This is a genomic window from Bacillus sp. BML-BC051, assembly GCF_019656175.1.
GTDB classification, from domain to species: Bacteria; Bacillota; Bacilli; order Bacillales; family Bacillaceae_G; genus Bacillus_A; species Bacillus_A mobilis.
Genome location: NZ_BPLI01000049.1, coordinates 1 through 17,379 on the forward strand (window position 1 = coordinate 1; position 17,379 = coordinate 17,379).

Annotated in this window: 15 protein-coding genes; 12 read left to right on the top strand and 3 right to left on the bottom strand. The window is 33.7% G+C overall.

Annotated features, from left to right (window positions below):
- The 9 genes from K5S59_RS19550 to K5S59_RS19590 form a co-directional block, all read left to right on the top strand.
- On the top strand, nt 1-581 hold a 581-nt coding region (locus K5S59_RS19550; RefSeq protein WP_220784080.1), incomplete at its 5' end, for an IS200/IS605 family accessory protein TnpB-related protein.
- A gap of 86 nt (nt 582-667) precedes the next feature.
- Nucleotides 668-1,225, top strand: coding sequence for a YdcF family protein (locus K5S59_RS19555; protein ID WP_033656338.1), 558 nt, complete (start codon nt 668-670; stop codon nt 1,223-1,225).
- A gap of 100 nt (nt 1,226-1,325) precedes the next feature.
- Entirely contained in the window at nt 1,326-2,273 is a 948-nt protein-coding gene (locus tag K5S59_RS19560; protein WP_097844579.1) for an ABC transporter ATP-binding protein, read from the top strand.
- Nucleotides 2,274-2,276: 3 nt separating this feature from the next.
- Nucleotides 2,277-3,788, top strand: coding sequence for an ABC transporter permease/substrate-binding protein (locus tag K5S59_RS19565; protein ID WP_000129135.1), 1,512 nt, complete (start codon nt 2,277-2,279; stop codon nt 3,786-3,788).
- A 213-nt stretch (nt 3,789-4,001) separates the two neighbouring features.
- Nucleotides 4,002-5,429: an arginine-ornithine antiporter gene (gene arcD, locus K5S59_RS19570; protein ID WP_000129473.1), complete on the top strand. Its 1,428-nt coding sequence runs from the start codon at nt 4,002-4,004 to the stop codon at nt 5,427-5,429.
- 75 nt (nt 5,430-5,504) lie between these two features.
- On the top strand, nt 5,505-5,765 hold the full coding sequence (locus tag K5S59_RS19575) for a hypothetical protein (RefSeq protein WP_000391452.1): 261 nt from the start codon (nt 5,505-5,507) through the stop codon (nt 5,763-5,765).
- A gap of 106 nt (nt 5,766-5,871) precedes the next feature.
- Nucleotides 5,872-7,692, top strand: a complete 1,821-nt coding sequence (locus K5S59_RS19580) for an AAA family ATPase (RefSeq protein ID WP_000766163.1) — start codon at nt 5,872-5,874, stop codon at nt 7,690-7,692.
- Complete coding sequence (locus K5S59_RS19585; protein ID WP_120449964.1) at nt 7,682-9,532, top strand: hypothetical protein; 1,851 nt, start codon at nt 7,682-7,684, stop codon at nt 9,530-9,532. Before K5S59_RS19580 ends, K5S59_RS19585 begins: the two co-directional genes overlap by 11 nt.
- 274 nt (nt 9,533-9,806) lie before the next feature.
- Nucleotides 9,807-10,403, top strand: coding sequence for a hypothetical protein (locus K5S59_RS19590; protein WP_000487799.1), 597 nt, complete (start codon nt 9,807-9,809; stop codon nt 10,401-10,403).
- A 96-nt stretch (nt 10,404-10,499) separates the two neighbouring features.
- Here K5S59_RS19590 and racA read toward each other — a convergent pair whose 3' ends face one another.
- Nucleotides 10,500-11,042: a chromosome-anchoring protein RacA gene (gene racA / locus K5S59_RS19595; RefSeq protein WP_000456011.1), complete on the bottom strand. Its 543-nt coding sequence runs from the start codon at nt 11,040-11,042 to the stop codon at nt 10,500-10,502.
- A 354-nt stretch (nt 11,043-11,396) separates the two neighbouring features.
- Between racA and K5S59_RS19600 the strand changes: the two genes are divergently transcribed.
- Nucleotides 11,397-12,752: a hemolysin family protein gene (locus tag K5S59_RS19600; protein WP_033656044.1), complete on the top strand. Its 1,356-nt coding sequence runs from the start codon at nt 11,397-11,399 to the stop codon at nt 12,750-12,752.
- Between the two features lie 132 nt (nt 12,753-12,884).
- Entirely contained in the window at nt 12,885-14,309 is a 1,425-nt protein-coding gene (locus tag K5S59_RS19605; protein WP_000716434.1) for an aldehyde dehydrogenase family protein, read from the top strand.
- A 120-nt stretch (nt 14,310-14,429) separates the two neighbouring features.
- On the opposite strand, the gene K5S59_RS19610 is transcribed toward K5S59_RS19605, so the two are convergent.
- On the bottom strand, nt 14,430-14,822 hold the full coding sequence (locus K5S59_RS19610; protein WP_000247566.1) for a YueI family protein: 393 nt from the start codon (nt 14,820-14,822) through the stop codon (nt 14,430-14,432).
- Nucleotides 14,823-15,055: 233 nt separating this feature from the next.
- Here K5S59_RS19610 and K5S59_RS19615 point away from each other — a divergent pair, with 233 nt between their 5' ends.
- Nucleotides 15,056-16,189 carry a BA2291 family sporulation histidine kinase gene (locus tag K5S59_RS19615; RefSeq protein ID WP_000425104.1) on the top strand — a complete coding sequence of 378 codons (1,134 nt, stop codon included), beginning with the start codon at nt 15,056-15,058 and terminating at the stop codon, nt 16,187-16,189.
- Nucleotides 16,190-16,222: 33 nt separating this feature from the next.
- Here K5S59_RS19615 and K5S59_RS19620 read toward each other — a convergent pair whose 3' ends face one another.
- On the bottom strand, nt 16,223-16,972 hold the full coding sequence (locus K5S59_RS19620; protein WP_098259251.1) for a DUF4397 domain-containing protein: 750 nt from the start codon (nt 16,970-16,972) through the stop codon (nt 16,223-16,225).
- Nucleotides 16,973-17,379 lie beyond the last annotated feature (407 nt).

Here is a 17,379-nt window from a genome sequence, read left to right on the forward strand (position 1 = left end):
ATTTTACAAGCATTCTTAGAAATGGAAAACAAACGAATGAAGGACCTTTTACTTCTAAAAGGATAGAAAAACTTCATCAAAAACGTTACTTGAAAATAAAAGACGTCTTCCATAAAGTTAGTCACCATATCGTAAAACTAGCTCAAGAAGAAGAAGTTTGTAAAATCGTTATTGGTCAAAACAAAAGTTGGAAACAAGAAACGAATATGGGAAAAAGAAATAACCAATCGTTTTGTCATATCCCATATAGTTTACTGATTCAAATGATTACATACAAAGCAAATATTGTAGGCATTCAAGTTGTTGTAACTGAAGAATCATATACATCGAAAGCAAGTTTTCTGGATAACGACTTCATTCCAACGTATGGAGAAAATGACCAAAATACAACTTTTTCAGGAAAACGAATAAAGCGCGGCATATATCGTTCAGCAAATAAAACTTTAATTAATGCAGATGTAAATGCTGCGGCTAACATTTTACGAAAAGTAATCCCAAATGCATGGACAAATGGGATAGAGGGGTTAGGCGTGAAACAGCTCGCTAATGTGTTAACTCCCCTGACGTTAATCGTCCGTTAGGTCGAAACGTTAGAAACCCCCACTTCAAGCTTTGCTAAGTGGGGGAGTGTTCATATAATAAAAAGAAAGGGAGTGCAAACGTATATATGAACAAATGGATCATACTTATAATCGTATTATTACCTCCGCTATACATCCTTTATATGACCTTTCGAATGAACAAAGTTGCTCGTGAAAAGTTGAGCTATCACTCTCCGTACGTTCTTATACTGGGTGCAAAGTTATTTGGAGATAGACCGTCTTTATCTCTTCAAAATCGTTTGGATGTAGCGTTGGAGTATTTATTTTCCCATCCTGAAGCGAAAGTAATTGTTTCAGGTGGTCAAGGAGAAGATGAAGATATACCGGAAGCTCATAGCATGAGAAATTATTTAATGGTACACGGTATAGATGAGAGTCGTATTTTAATAGAAGATCAATCTACAAATACGTATGAAAACTTAAAATTTAGTATGGATTTATATAATGTGAAACATGCGGTAGTTGTAAGTAATACATATCATTTATATCGAACGAAAATAATTGCAAAGCGTTTAGGTATGAAGATGGAGGCGCTAGCTGCTGAAACACCAATTCGTTCTAAGAGAAAAATGTATGTTCGCGAATATGCTGCTATTATGAAAACAATATTGTTCGACCGTTAGAGCTCAAATGCGAGCTCTTTTTTAATTTAAAAGCGTATCATTTGAAATGAATGCCATCTTCCATCAAAATAAAGGAAACAACGATAAAGGAGTTGTATTTGTGATTCAATTTAATCATGTGTCAAAAGCGTATGAAGATGGCACGAAAGCAGTGGATTCATTGCACTTAGAAATTAAAAAGGGAGAATTTTTTGTTCTCATTGGTCCGAGTGGTTGCGGGAAAACAACGACAATGAAGATGATTAATCGTTTAATTGAAACGACTGAAGGATCGATTGTAATCGATGGAAAAGATATTCAACAATATAATATAAACGAATTACGTTGGAATATAGGATACGTGTTGCAGCAAATCGCTTTGTTCCCGCATATGACAATTGCAGAAAATATTGCAGTTGTTCCTGAAATGAGAAAATGGAGCAAAGAAAAAACAAAAGCCCGTGTCGATGAATTGCTACAGATGGTCGGGCTAGATCCAGACGTATATCGCAATCGTATGCCTGATGAATTGTCAGGAGGTCAAAAGCAGCGCGTTGGTGTTGTACGGGCATTAGCCGCAAATCCGAAAATCGTTCTTATGGACGAACCATTTAGTGCGTTAGATCCATTAAGTAGGGAGCAGCTTCAGAAGGATATTGTACAATTGCAAAAAAAGATTCAAAAAACAATTGTATTTGTAACGCATGATATGCAAGAAGCGTTATCGCTTGGAGATCGTATTTGCATTATGAAAGAAGGAAAAGTTGTTCAATTAGATACACCAGAAGGAATTGTACATAATCCGAAAAATGAATTTGTGGAGGAGTTCATTGGAAATCGTGGACGACCTTGGTATGAGGGCATGAATATAGGAGATATAATGCCGCTAGACGATCGCACACGAGTTGAAGGGACTGCTTTATCTTTGCATTCTCCTTTACAAGAAGCACTTATTCGCTTACAAGCTGAAGAATCAGTGCCAGTTGAAGAAAATGGTCAATATGTTGGGGCTTTAACAAGTCGTCATATTGTCAATTACATAGTTGAACAAATGAAGGAAAGAGGCTAAACAGTGACTGATTTTATACAAACGTTCCAAGAACGAAAAATAGAATTACTTACTGCATTAAGTGAGCATTTACAAATATCGCTTATTTCATTATTTTTTGCAGTAATTATTGCGGTACCACTTGGTATTTTATTAACGAGAAAAGAACGAATGGCTGAGTTTATTATAGGAACTTCTGCAGTTATGCAGACGGTCCCATCACTGGCATTACTCGGACTTTTAATTCCGTTAGTAGGAATTGGAAAACTTCCAGCCATTATTGCATTAGTTGTGTATGCACTATTACCTATTTTACGAAATACATATACAGGAATAAGGGAGTTAGATGAATCTTTAATCGAAGCAGCGAGAGCTATGGGGATGAATAGCTGGAGAAGACTGTGGAAGGTAGAGCTTCCTCTTGCATTACCAATTATTATGGCCGGTATTCGTACGGCGATGGTATTAATTGTTGGAACGGCTACATTAGCAGCTCTTATAGGTGCTGGTGGGCTCGGTAAACTCATATTACTAGGTATCGATCGAAATGATCATGCACTTATCATTTTAGGGGCCGTACCGGCCGCGTTACTCGCTTTATTCTTTGATGTAGTACTTCGAGTGCTTGAGAGTCCAAAACGCTCTTCTAAGCGTGTTATATTGACGATATGTATTGCTTGTATCATGATTGCCTCTCCATTTCTTTGGAATACACAAAAGAAAGATATTGTTATTGCCGGCAAACTTGGATCAGAACCTGAAATTTTAATTCAAATGTATAAGCAACTTATCGAACAAGATACCGATTTACATGTAGAATTAAAACCAGGTCTTGGAAAAACATCATTTGTATTTGAAGCATTGAAATCAGGTGAAGTAGATATATACCCTGAATTTTCGGGAACAGCTTTATCTACTTTCGTGAAAGAAGAGCCAAAAAGCACAAATCGGGATGAAGTATATGAGCAAGCTCGCACTGGAATGGAAAAGAAATATGATATGGTGATGTTGAAGCCGATGGAGTATAACAATACGTATGCACTAGCTATGCCGAAAAAAATAGCAGATCAAAATAATATAAATACAATTTCTGATTTAGGAAAAATTGCACAGGATGCGAAAGTAGGATTCACATTAGAATTTGCTGATCGTGAAGACGGTTATAAAGGAATGCAAAAATTATATAAATATAAGTTTTCAAATGTGAAAACAATGGAACCGAAACTACGTTATAGTGCAATTCAATCAGGGGATGTTAACGTAATCGATGCATATTCAACTGATAGTGAACTTGAGCAATACGGACTTAAAGTGCTAAAAGATGATAAAGGATTATTCCCACCATACCAAGGTGCACCGTTATTAAGAAAAGAGACGTTACAGAAATATCCTGAACTTGAAAAAGTATTAAATAAATTATTTGGGAAGATTACAGATGAAGAAATGCGAAAAATGAATTATGAAGTAAATGTGAATGGTAAAGGTAGTGAAGAAGTAGCAAAACAATTTTTACAAAAAGAGAATTTACTTCGTTAATTTTACAAAAAATATACAAATTTATATGTATGAAATGACCGTTCATTACAAAATGAACGGTTTTTTTGTGCATACTTATACATTTTTTCAAAAAAGTATTCCATTTTTCTTCATTTTCTTTTAGAATAAGTAATGTTTTCCTGAAAAAATATAAGAGAAACGTCTATTAGAGAAAAAGGTGACTTTAATAGTTGAACGAACATAACACCTAGAATGACAGATGGGGTGGTACAAATAGAAAAGAAGTTAGGATTTTTTCCATTAATTGCATTAGTAGTCGGAACAATGGTTGGTGGCGGTGTTTTTAGTTTACCGCATGATTTAGCAGTAGGAGCAAATAGCGGCTCTATAATAATTGGTTGGTGTATTACAGCAATGGGAATGATTCCACTCGCGCTCGTATATCAAACGTTAGCAAGACAAAAACCAGAGCTTGAGGGCGGAATTTATAGTTATGCACGTGCTGGTTTCGGTGAATATATTGGATTTAACAGTGCTTGGGGATACTGGCTAGCAGGGATTTTAGGAAACGTTGCAACAATCATGTTACTGTTTAGTACATTAGGTTATTTCTTCCCAATTTTTAAAGGTGGGAATAATGTTGCATCTATCGTAGGAGCATCACTTTTATTATGGACACTTCATTTTCTAATTTTATTTGGAATTCGTGAAGCATCTATTATGAATGTTATTGCAACGATAGGGAAATTAGTTCCAATCGTATTATTTATTGTTGTAATGGTAACAGCGTTTCGCTGGGATACATTTACACATGATTTTTGGGGAGAAGGAACGATCTCAGTTTCCTCTATACTAGGCCAAGTGAAAAATACAATGCTTGTAACTCTTTGGGTTTTCATTGGGGTTGAAGGAGCGGTAGTATTATCTGGTAGAGCGAAAAATAGCCGAGATGTTGGTAAAGCGACCGTACTTGGACTTATTTTAGTAATGTCTATTTATATTTTAATTTCTGTCTTGTCAATGGGAGCGATGACAAGAGGAGAGCTTTCTGTGTTAGAAACTCCGTCAATGGGACATGTATTAGAGCATGTTGTTGGGACATGGGGCGCAGTTGCGATTAACATCGGGTTAGTTGCTTCACTTGTAGGTACATTAATAGGCTGGTTTTTACTTGTTTCTGAAATTTCCCACGTAGCAGGAAAAGATGGCGTGTTTCCGAAAGTCTTTACGAAAACAAATAAAAAACAAACGCCACATATGGCATTATGGATCTCAAATGGCGTTGCCCAAATTATATTTATAATCGTTCTGTTTTCAGAATCAACATATCAAATTATGTATTTCATAGCGTCAACATCAATTTTAGTACCATATTTATTATCTGCGTTATTCCAATTCAAATTAGTTATTACAAACGAACTAAAAGATGCAAAAGTAAAAAATGGCTCGTTAGCTTTAATTGCTTCTATTTATTCAGTATGGCTTCTATATGCAGCAGGTTTGAAAAATTTATTACTTGTTTCAATCGTATATGGAATCGGGATTATTGTTTACACGTATGCAAGAAAAGAAAAAGGAAATCGTTGTTTTAGAGGTATTGAGAGATATGTAATGTGGGCAATTGTTATTGCAGCTATCACATCAATCTATATGTTATTGACTGGAAATATAAAAATGTAAAAGTCCTTTTAAATAAAGGGCTTTTTTCTTTGTCTAGAGAATATTTAATACATAAGATATTCAGGAGGGATGAAAATGGAAGAAAAAGAACAGTTAACCAGAATTGTTGATTTAGCGAGTGAAGTAAGGAAAGTATTAGTGCAAGAATCCTTTTTTAATCATCATCCTGAACTAAGAGGAGTGATTGAAAATTTAGCGAGTGCTGTAGAGAATTTGGCGGAATTACAGCAAAATACAGATGAAAACGCTGAAGATCGATTACGATATGTACTTGCTAAAATGAAAATTGCACATAATGCCATTTTACAAGAGAAAAAAGCATTTCCATCTCATTAATATACGTTTTCATTTTGAACCTGGCGGATAACGTCAGGTTTTTTGTTTCTAGTTTTTCGTTTCCTTCATACACTAAGAATAGTATGAAAAAAAGAAGGTGACGAAGGTGAAATTACATAAAGCTCTTCAGCCAAGTTTTATAAAACGAATGTACTATATGAGGTTTATCGGAAAGTTTACAAAAGCAGAGAGAGAGAAGAATGGAGAGAACTTCTTTGTACAATGCCTATCGCCAATACCATTCACGTTACAAGAGCAATTAAAAAATGAACCATACGTATTTGAAGGTTTATGTAACAATAAAAAGAATGAAAAGGTCTTTTCGGAATTAAAGAAAAGAAAATTAGAAAAGCAACTGGTTATGTTTCGTCTCTATTACGAGAGAGGGCATATATATGTGGAGTTAATTTGTGCAGAAGAACCGCGAGAAATGGCAAATGGCTATAAAATGATTCCAGTACCTAAAGTTTCCGAATACAAAAAAGGAGAGTCTTTAGAAAGAAAACTTGGAAATGGCTATTTGTCATTTCTAATGCCAAAATATCCGAAAGACTTTGAGCCTCCTGAATTATTGTGGCACGACGGAAGGTTATATGGAAATATATCTCTAAAGTCATCATCAATTAGTTCAATTGCCTATTTTGAACAGCAGCGGGAATGTAAGTATATAGACTTTAATGACTGGAGTAAGCATGTAGAAATAGGGGTAGAAGATCAATTGTATTTTGTAAGTAATCACATGTATGAGCAATTAAAAAAACGAATGACTGAAGAAGGTAAGCGTGTAGAAGTAGAGGAAATAAAAGTACACAAGGATGAATGGGAATGGGATGAGCGTGAATCCGTCTTTTTACAGTATGTAAAAAATTTCGTGCGCAATAAAGGGCTCTATTTGGATGAAACGGATATTTACAATTTTCATATAAGTGCGAAAACAAATATGTTGACGATTCTTGGTGGCATACCAGGCGCCGGGAAATCCTGTTTTGTGCAAGCTTATGCAGAAGCACTTGGATTACAGTATGGGGAAGAATTGGTGTGGATTCCGATTTCACCATCGTATCAAGAACCACATGACTTACTTGGTTACCTTCACCCAAATGGCACTTTTATTGAAAGTGAAACAAAATTAGTTAGGGCGTTAATGAAGGCAAAAGAAAATCAAAATCAGCTATATATAATCGTTTTTGATGAAATGAATATGGCACATATTGAGCATTGGTTTACTCCATTTCTATCTGTTCTTCAACTTGAAAAGCAAAACCGTATTTTAAATTTGTATGAAGGTGTACAAGAAAAAGAAAATCCAATTCCACCAACAATTGAAATTGGTGAAAATATTATATTTGTAGGAACAGTAAATTTTGATGAAACAACGAAAGAGCTCTCAGATCGATTATTAGATCGGACGAATTTAATAACGTTACAAAAGATTCCGTTTTGTGAGATGTGTATGGAACAAGAGAAAATTGTATTACAACCACCCCTGAAAGTAACTGCAGGAGAATTTCGTATAAGTTGGGTCAGAAATAAAGCGATGATCGAGGTGTTTTCTGAAGAAGAGTTAGAGCTATTAGATAAGTTACATGATGTATTGTCATCACATGATATGTCAAAGGGAATTTCATTTCGATGTGCAAACGCAATAGCTACTTATTTGCAAAATATACCGTTTCAAAATAATCATTCTTATATGATCAGTAGAGAAGAAGGATTTGATTTACAAATCAAGCAACGTGTATTGACGAAAATAAGAGGGACTGAAATGATGGTTGGGTCTTTACTGTCTGAAGAAGTAAAAAGGGGGGCGACATTAGTACCTCTTTTACAATCACAACTTGCAAATAGAGTATCTACATTTGAACACTCTTTAGCATATATAAGAGAAAAGCGTAGAGAACTGGAGTTGTATGGCTATGCAAAATGAAGGGCGATATGAAACAGAAATCGTTGATACGAAAGAAACACTCCCTTTTGTATTAAAGTTAATTATTGGGTCTGAGGCAAAAGGGGAATATATTTTATTAAATCGTCTTTGTACATCTACTACAGCATTAGTTCAATGTATTTATAAAGTACAAGAATTAAAACCAATTAGATTGCATTACCATTATGAAAGTCCAATGAATATTACTTTTATATGGAATAAAGTATATGAGGGACAGAAAAATATAAAAGAGTCAAAATATGAAATAAATGAAAAAAAACAAAAGGTATTAATATATGAACATGGAAAAACGGAATTCTTTTATCCATGGCGTTGTGGATTATATCATTTTGAAGTGAATATAGAAGATAGAACGTATTATGGCGCATTTCAAATCGTTCCCAAAAATTTTTTTGATGATCAATTTGAAATGATTCAAAACTATGTAAAGTCAATTTTGAATGAGTTGATTTTAGATAGAGGTTATTATAAAAAGACTTTCTCTGCACTTAGTGATATTGAAGATTCTTCTTATTTAGTGTTACTTAGAAAGTTGCCGCAAAAAATGAAAAAGATAAAGCAAATTTTTAAGAAAATAGAATCGAGTTCAAAATTTATACATGAATATAAATGGGAAGAAAAAGAGCGGAAAGCAACGAGAAAAGGAGCCGTAGTGGCGGAAAGAAAACCGTATGCAAAATATTATAATCGTAAGTTTATAGAACAAAAAAATAGTAAGGAAAATGCATTTCTTAAATTTAAAGCGATGCACTTTTATTTCTATTTACTTGAAGCTGAAAGTTTTTTGAGCCAAACAATTGAAATATTAGAAAGAGCAAAAAGAAAGAAATCAGAAGAATTTCAAGCTGTAAAAACGATTATACAAACAATTGAGCGTAATGGATCAGTGACCGATAGAGAGAAACAAAAGTATAAAAATATTCATTTACTAAAAGAGGCGGATTTGCGAAAAAGCTCTATGAAGATACAAGAATATAAAATATTAGCGCACTTTGTACATGAAAGTGTACAATACTTTCAAACTTTAATGCATTCTCCATTTTGGAGAGAAGTTTCCGAAACAGGTAACATGTACTCACATAATTTACCGATACCACATCAACAACTACTACAGCATTTAGATGTACTTCCACAATATACAGAACAATCTCCATCTTTATTATTTGTTTATAAACCAACATTTTTAGTGTATGAATATTACGCTTTTTTTATCGTTATTTCCATGTTAGAGCAAATTGGTTTTGAGGCTAGAAATTCCATTCGTGAACAAATTCAAGAACATTTTTATGTAGATGGATTACAGGATGGAACGACAGTAGTTTTACATCGAGATGATATGAGAGTACATGTCGCATTTAATGATTTAATTGAAACTCATCCCCTTATTGCATTAAGTAAAGGGAGTAATTTTTATAATGGAGAAGATACGAAGAAGCCAGACATTCGCTTAGACTGTTATGTAAAGGAAGAAGGGAAATACGTATATCAATCTTCTATTATTATTGAAGTGAAGTATAGCCCCATGTACAACATTTTTCAGCACGTTGGAAATACGAAGGCAACTGAGCAAATGTATAAGTACTGGTCTATAAAATATGTAGAAGAACAGGATGGAAAGAGAGTATATTATCGAAGGGCCATTTATGAAGTTATTTGTGTATATCCAGGAAGTCATATGCATAGTAAAAGAATTGAGTCCGGGTGTGGTGTGTTTTTGCAATTATATCCATATAAAACGAAACAAGGGGAAGAGAAATTAGCCGGAAAACATGGAATGGTACAAATTTTTGAGAAGTGGTTAAAAAGCATGAAGAAGTAAAAAAATCCTTTTTTATAAAGGATTTTTTTAGATTAAGAAGAAATATATGCTGTATGGAAGACAACTTTATACGATTTGAATTTGAAAGTAATATAAGTATGTTGTTAGAAGAACGGTACATGAGGGATAAAAGACGATTAAGATGGAATTTAATTCGTTTTACAGAATATAATAAGTCATAAATATTTTTAGTTGCATACGAAGATTTGTTCTTATATGATAGATAGTGAAAGCGTTATCAAAAACAGAGCGGCGATGGGAAAGGCGGGTAAATATGTTCCAGCGTGTTCAAACAAAAGAAGAACATTTTTGGTTCGAGCAACTATGGGGAGATTTTTGTGAAGAAAGAAACTTAATGTTCGTAGAACGTAATTTAAATCCATCACGATTTTTATTAATAGAAGATGAACATCATATTGGTACAGTAGAATGTATTAAGTATACGGAACCAGAGCAATCAAATTCTGAGTTTTTCTATCCGTTTTCTAAAAATGATTTAGTGAAAGATTTGAAAAATGTGTATGAAATAGGCAAGTTGAGTATTGCGAAAACGTCTCGTGGGAGAGGACACTTCAAAAGACTAACAGCTATTTTATTTATGCATGCATTAGAAACGAAAGCAGAATGGTATATTGCAGCAGTGACAAAAAGAATGTATATGTATTTATTAACACTCGGTTTCCCAATTGAACCGGTAGATAAGCCATTTCAGTTTCATGATACTTTACAAGGTGTACCAGTGCGAATTCATGCCCGAAAAGGGGCTACGCATTTGTATTCTTTAAAAGAATTTCGAGATGTGATTCAAGGGAATGCTCATGCACAGGCATTAATCGCAGAATACAGTAAAAATATTATGTTAACAAAATAAAGCGAAATGAATATATGTAATAAAGAGAATGCTATTTTAATATGAAGTCATTCTTCATGAAAAAAGACCCTTATTATTTTAATAAGGGTCTAAAAATTATAATCCAAATATACTAAAAATCATTTTGCGGCGCTTCGGCTTCTTTTCTCGTTCATATGTTGGTTTTGAATCGGGAGTAATATATATTGGTTCTTCTTTCTTCAGGGAAGCTTCTAGCTTTTGAATTCGCTCTAACATTTCCTCCATTTCACGGCGATGTTGTAAAAGTTGGTACGTAACAACATCATTTGCCTTATCTTGCATTTGTTCTTCCATTCGATCTAGCCTTCTCGTAATAGTGTTTAATTGAGCTGCTAATTGCTCAAATTCATGTGATGATTTGTTTTGAACAATTGTATTTATTTGCGTTTTTAATTCTTCAACATCATTTGATGATGTTTTTTGAGTAGGATGAGAGTTTGGGGACTGCTCTATTTGTGATAGATGGAATTCTAACATTTGATTTAAATCATCTTGTGTGAAAATAAAGTGACCATATTTATTTTTTTCTATCGTAAGATTTAATTGTTGTGCAATCCGGACAACAGCCTTTGGGCTAACACCTAATTTTTTTGCGATAAATGGTGTTTTATATTCCAAAATAATCCCTCCTATATATATCCTGTTGAATGATTTCGATCTATGAAGGAAGTTCCCTTCTAAGGTGACAAAAGAAGTGTGGAATCGGCAAAGAAAGTGTTTTTTCACGAAATGAAGCTGTGAAGAATATATCGTGTATATAAAAATGTTTTATCTTAAGATTTAGAATCATTTGACTAAGGGAAATGAATTAGATTATCATAATGATAAATATCTTTTTTATGTATGCATATAATATATAAAAAGGTGGTTGCTAATGTAGAATTTTGTTAGAGTATTAGAATGCTTACTTCACTTGAATAAAATTAAGTAGGAGGTGGCTTCCTTGCTTACAATGTAAGTAAGGAGAAGTATTTGGACATATATAGTATAAGTATAGTGATTGTTTTAATTGCCTTAACGGCATTTTTCGTTGCAGCAGAATTTGCAATTGTTAAAGTGCGAAGTTCACGAATTGACTATTTAATTGCAGAAGGAAATAATCGCGCAACATCTGTCAAAACAGTCATTACAAACTTAGACGAATATTTATCTGCTTGTCAGCTAGGAATTACAGTTACAGCTCTGGGGATTGGGTGGTTTGGTAAACCTGCGTTAAAGCAAATGTTCGACACGCTTTTTGTAAATTTGAACATTTCTACTCAACTGGCAGACATTTTTGCTGTAATTTTAGTATTTTTGTTTATTACATTTTTACATGTTGTAATAGGGGAATTGGCCCCAAAAACATTCGCGATTCAAAAAGCTGAACAAGTGAGTTTGTTTGTTGCTAAACCGTTAATTTTCTTTTATCGTATGGCGTTTCCATTTATTTGGATCCTAAATGGATCAGCTCGAATTATTACGAAGTTGTTAGGGCTGAAACCACCGAAAGGGCACGATGAGGTTCATTCAGAAGAAGAATTACGGTTGTTAGTTTCAGAAAGTTACAAAAATGGAGAGATTAATCAGTCTGAATATAAATATGTAAATAAAATTTTTGAATTTGATGATCGTATCGCGAAAGAAATAATGGTACCCCGAACTGAAATGCATATTATAAGTAAAGAAATGCCTGCTGAAGAAGCTTTGCAAAAAATGTCCCGGGAAAAATATACGAGATATCCAGTTGTAGATGGAGACAAAGATCACGTAATAGGCTTTGTAAACTTTAAAGATATTTTCACAGATTTTGTGCAGCATAATGCAGTAAGTAATAAGAAAGTAGATCAATATATTAGGCCAATCATTTTAGTTATCGACTCTATCCCAATACACGACCTATTTTTAAAAATGCAAAAAGAAAGAACGCATATTGCTATATTGATAGATGAATATGGTGGTACATCTGGACTTGTTACAGTTGAAGACATTTTAGAAGAAATAGTTGGAGATATTCAAGATGAGTTTGATACAGATGAACAGCCAGAAATTCAACAAGTTAGTGAAACGAAAACAATTCTAGAGGGAAAAGTGCTTGTTAGTGAAGTGAATACGTTATTAGGTTTAACGATTGATGATAATGGTGTTGATACAATAGGTGGCTGGATTTTAACGAAAAATATAGAAATTGCTGAAGAGGATTTCATTGAAATTGAAAATTATAAGTTTTGTGTGAAAGAATTAGATGGACACTATATAAAGAGACTAGAAGTTACAAAAACTCTAGAATCAATTGTTATTTTAGAAGATGAAAAACAAATTCCATTTCAAGAACAAATTAGTTCGTAGACTCTGCTATATGGCAGAGTTTTTTTGAGCATAATGTTTTTGGCAGAATAAGGGCTATGATACAATGGCATAAGTCAGACCTTTCACTAGGTGAAGTATTGTTGTATACATATATTTGGAAGGAGAAGAATTATGAAAAAGCATTTATATATAAATGGAGATTGGAAGTCTGTAGACACGTATAAAACATTATATGCACCATATTCTGAAGAAACGTTAGCGGAAATTGCACAAGGAACGGAAGAAGATGTACAAGAGGCTGTTACTGCTGCAAAAAATGCAATGAAAAAAATGAATACATTATCTGCATATGATCGTGCGACTATTTTAGAGAAGGTTGCACAAAAAATGGATGAAAGAAGAGAAGAATTTGCAGAGATTATTGCAAAAGAGGCTGCAAAACCAATTCGTGCTGCAAGGGGAGAAGTAGATCGTACCGTTCAGACATACAAATTTGCGGCGGAAGAAGCGAAGCGTATATACGGCGAGACACTGCCACTTGATGCAGCACCTGGTGCAGATGGACGTATTGCATACACAATACGAAAACCGATTGGGGTTATAGGAGCTATTACACCCTTTAATTTCCCATTAAATTTAGTAGCACATAAAGTCGGCCCTGCAATTGCTGCTGGAAATACAGTTGTGTTAAAACCAGCTGATCAAACGCCATTATCGTCTTACGCATTAGTTGAACTATTTGAAGAGGCGGGATTGCCAAAAGGAGCTTTAAATATTATATCTGGTCCTGGTTCAACAGTAGGTGAGGCGCTAGTTACAAATGATGATATTGCTTCCATTACATTTACGGGAAGTCCGAAAGTTGGAATCGGAATTAAGGCAAAGGCTGGGTTAAAGCGAGTTACGTTAGAACTAGGATCAAACGCTGCTGTTATTATTGATGAAGATGTAGAATTAACAGATGAATTAATTGAACGTGTAAAATGGGGAGCATTTGTTAATAATGGACAAGTTTGTATTTCAGTACAACGTGTTTTTGTACATGAAAAGAGAACAGATGAATTTCTTTCAAAGCTAAAGAAAGCTATGGAAACAGTTGTTGTTGGGGATCCATTACATGAAGAAACGGATGTATCGGCTTTAATTTCGAAAAAAGATGTAGAGCGAATTGAAATGTGGGTGCAAGAAGCTATTAAGGAAGGGGCAGCTGTTTTATACGGTGGTAAGAAACATGATGCAAGGATTTTTGAACCAACTGTATTAACAAATGTTCCGGAGTATGTATCTGTACAGTGCCAAGAAGTATTTGGTCCACTTATGACAGTAAATACATTTAAAGAGTTTGATGAAGCGATAGAGCAAGTAAATCATTCACGTTACGGTCTACAAGCAGGTGTATTTACAAATAATTTGTTTAAAGCAATGCGTGCAATTGACGAGCTTGAAGTTGGTGGTGTCATGATTAATGACATTCCAACGTTTAGGGTAGATCATATGCCTTACGGTGGTGTGAAAGAAAGCGGCACGGGGCGTGAAGGAATTAAATATGCAATAGAAGAGATGACAGAAATGAAATTAGTCTGTATTAAAAAATAAAGTAGATTGAGCTTAAACATCATAATAAAAAACGAGCAGGAAATGTTTACGATTCCATACTCGTTTTTTATTGTTTGTTTTAGGTTTCTCGATACGATTTCATTTAATCAAGTGTACCTTTTACTTCATTTCTTGTTTGAAAATAGCATCTTCTACATAAATTTGTTCTTTGTCAACAGCAGTGCTATGAGATAATACTAAACCGATGGGTGTTTCTATGCCTTTATTTTGAACAATTGTAAAAGGAACATTTTTTTCATTTGCTAATTTAATGTATTTTGATAAATGTGGGTAAGCAATGCCACCATTTAGGAATATTTGTAATGATTGAGAAGCGCGCATACTACTAGCTACTTCAGAATATACATTACTTTGCATTACTTGACCGATAGTTAAAGCGATTTCTACACGCTCACGTAATGTAGTTAAATACATATTACGTTCTTCTGGTTTGTTCTGCTTTTGGCCGTAAATGCCTTCTTGGAGATAATCTTCCACATTTTTATTTACCATATTTTTCACACCTTTCATTTTCTATTGTACGAAAGAATGAGGCAGGATGCAAAAAAAGTCGCATCGAATGTTAAAAATTTTGAATGAAAGGAAGGAAAATAGAATGTATCAATCTAAACAATTAATGAAGGCATTAAAAATTTTATCAACACATATTAACAAAATGTGACAATAATCTATTAACGAATCGCATTTTTTGTGTTAATATTCAAAATATAAAGGGTGTTCGTCGTATGGAAATGGAGGGAATGGGGGTTTTTCCAATCGATAAGGATATTAAAGAAGTATTTTGTTCGTACTTGAAAAACAACAGGCACCAATTCGTTGAGAACTGGAAAAACAAAATGATAATTTCCGATAAAGATCCATTTAAACTAGAAGCAGTTCAAAATGGAGAGGATTTATTAGAGTTAATTATCGAACTTACTATGGAAGAAAAAGATATAGATTATCTTCAGCCATTATGCGAGAAAATTGCTATTGAACGTGCAGGAGCAGATGCGAATATTGGAGATTTTGTTTATAATGCAAACGTGGGAAGAAATGAGCTTTTTGAAGCGATGTGTGAATTAGATGTTAGCGCACGTGAATTGAAACCAATTATGGCTCAAATACATACTTGTTTTGATAAATTAATTTATTATACTGTTTTAAAATACTCGGAAATTATATCAAGAAATTTAGAGGAAAAACAGCAATATATTAACGAAACACATAAAGAAAGGCTGACGATATTAGGGCAAATGTCAGCTAGTTTTGTACATGAATTTCGTAACCCACTTACTTCAATTATGGGATTTGTCAAATTATTAAAGGCAGATCATCCTAGTTTATCGTATTTAGATATTATTTCGCATGAATTAGACCAATTAAACTTTCGGATTTCGCAATTTTTACTCGTATCGAAAAAAGAAATGTGGACGGAATCAGAACAATTTTGGCTCAATGATTTGTTTCAAGATATTATACAGTTCTTATATCCGAGTTTGGTTAATGCAAATGTATCGATTGAAAAGAATTTGCCGTACCCAATTCCGCTTGTTGGTTATCGGAGTGAAGTGAGACAAGTATTTTTAAATATATTAATGAACTCAATTGACGCTCTTGAATCGATAAAAGAAGAACGAAAAATTATCGTTGATGTATTTGAAGAAGATCAAGCAATTCGAATTGTAATAAAAAATAATGGACCAATGATTCCAGCTGAAAATGTAGAAACGATTTTCGAACCATTTGTAACTACTAAAAAGTTAGGAACTGGTATTGGGTTATTTGTATGTAAACAAATTGTAGAAAAACATAATGGGTCCATTATGTGTCGTTCAGATAACGATTGGACAGAATTTCAAATTGAGTTTCAAAAATAAACAGTCTACACCAAATGAATGGTGTAGACTGTTTTAATTTGTAAGGATAACGGCTTCTAATTTAGGATCTTTCGTTGAATAACCTAAAATTGAAATGGTATAAATGATGTTCGGTTCGACTTTGAAATTCGGTATAGTTAGCAAGACACTTGCATTATCTGCGAGTGAAACTTCAATATCTGCTGTACCAGGGCTAACTTCTAAAAAATCTGTAATTTGTTTAAAGAGTACATTTTCAAATAAATGATCTCCACCTTTTAAACTTACATTCACAACAGGGGTATCCGGAGAAAAATGTACAAAGCGTATTTTTGCTTGACCAGCTGGTAAATGTGTATTATCAAGCATAGGTTGTAGTTGTATATGATTGTCACTATTTATTGCGGCAAAAGTATAAGAGTGATTTCCCATTATCGGTACTAAAGCTGAAAAGATGGGAGTTTCATTGCCGACAGGAACAATATCTATACGGTATTTACCTTGTACTAATGTTAAATAGGGACTAAATTGTTTAAATGAAATATTTTTAATAACCTTTTGACCGTTTACTAAAATGTCAACCGCGGGTGTATTGGAAGCTGAGTGAAAAAACCTTATGTGTGACGGTAAAGCAGCTTCTTGTGAATCTCTTTTTTCATATGCCTGTACAAGTTTCGTAAGTGCATCATAATATTTCATATATAGTTCTACATATTTTTTCGGATTATGAAATTGATAGTAACGAGCGAGCTGTTCGTAACGTGTAGCTTCTTGTCCTAATTTTTCGATTTCAGATTGAGACATGAACATTCCTCCTTTGTCATCATTAACACTATATGCTTAGCAAGAAAGAGGTTATGCAAAAAAATTGTTTTTAAAAGAGAAAGGTAGGGAATTAATAATAAGTATTTTTACGGATAAGTGTAGTTTAGGTGAACGAGAGTTATAAATTTCTAGAGGACACAACAATATTTTCTCCATATGAGCTGATGAAGTTTGTATTTCGAAATTAAAACTTAAGAGTGAAACAAGTGAAATATCGAAAACATGTCCCAAATTCTTAGAAAACTAGGGATTTTTTAAATTATGGGCGAATACACATACAAAGTGATAATTGTCCTACATAAATTATAAAGGAAAGGTAGTTTGAAATTGAGGAAAGGAATGAAATATTGGGATGGGGATATCCCGCAAGGATTTGTGAGTGGAGT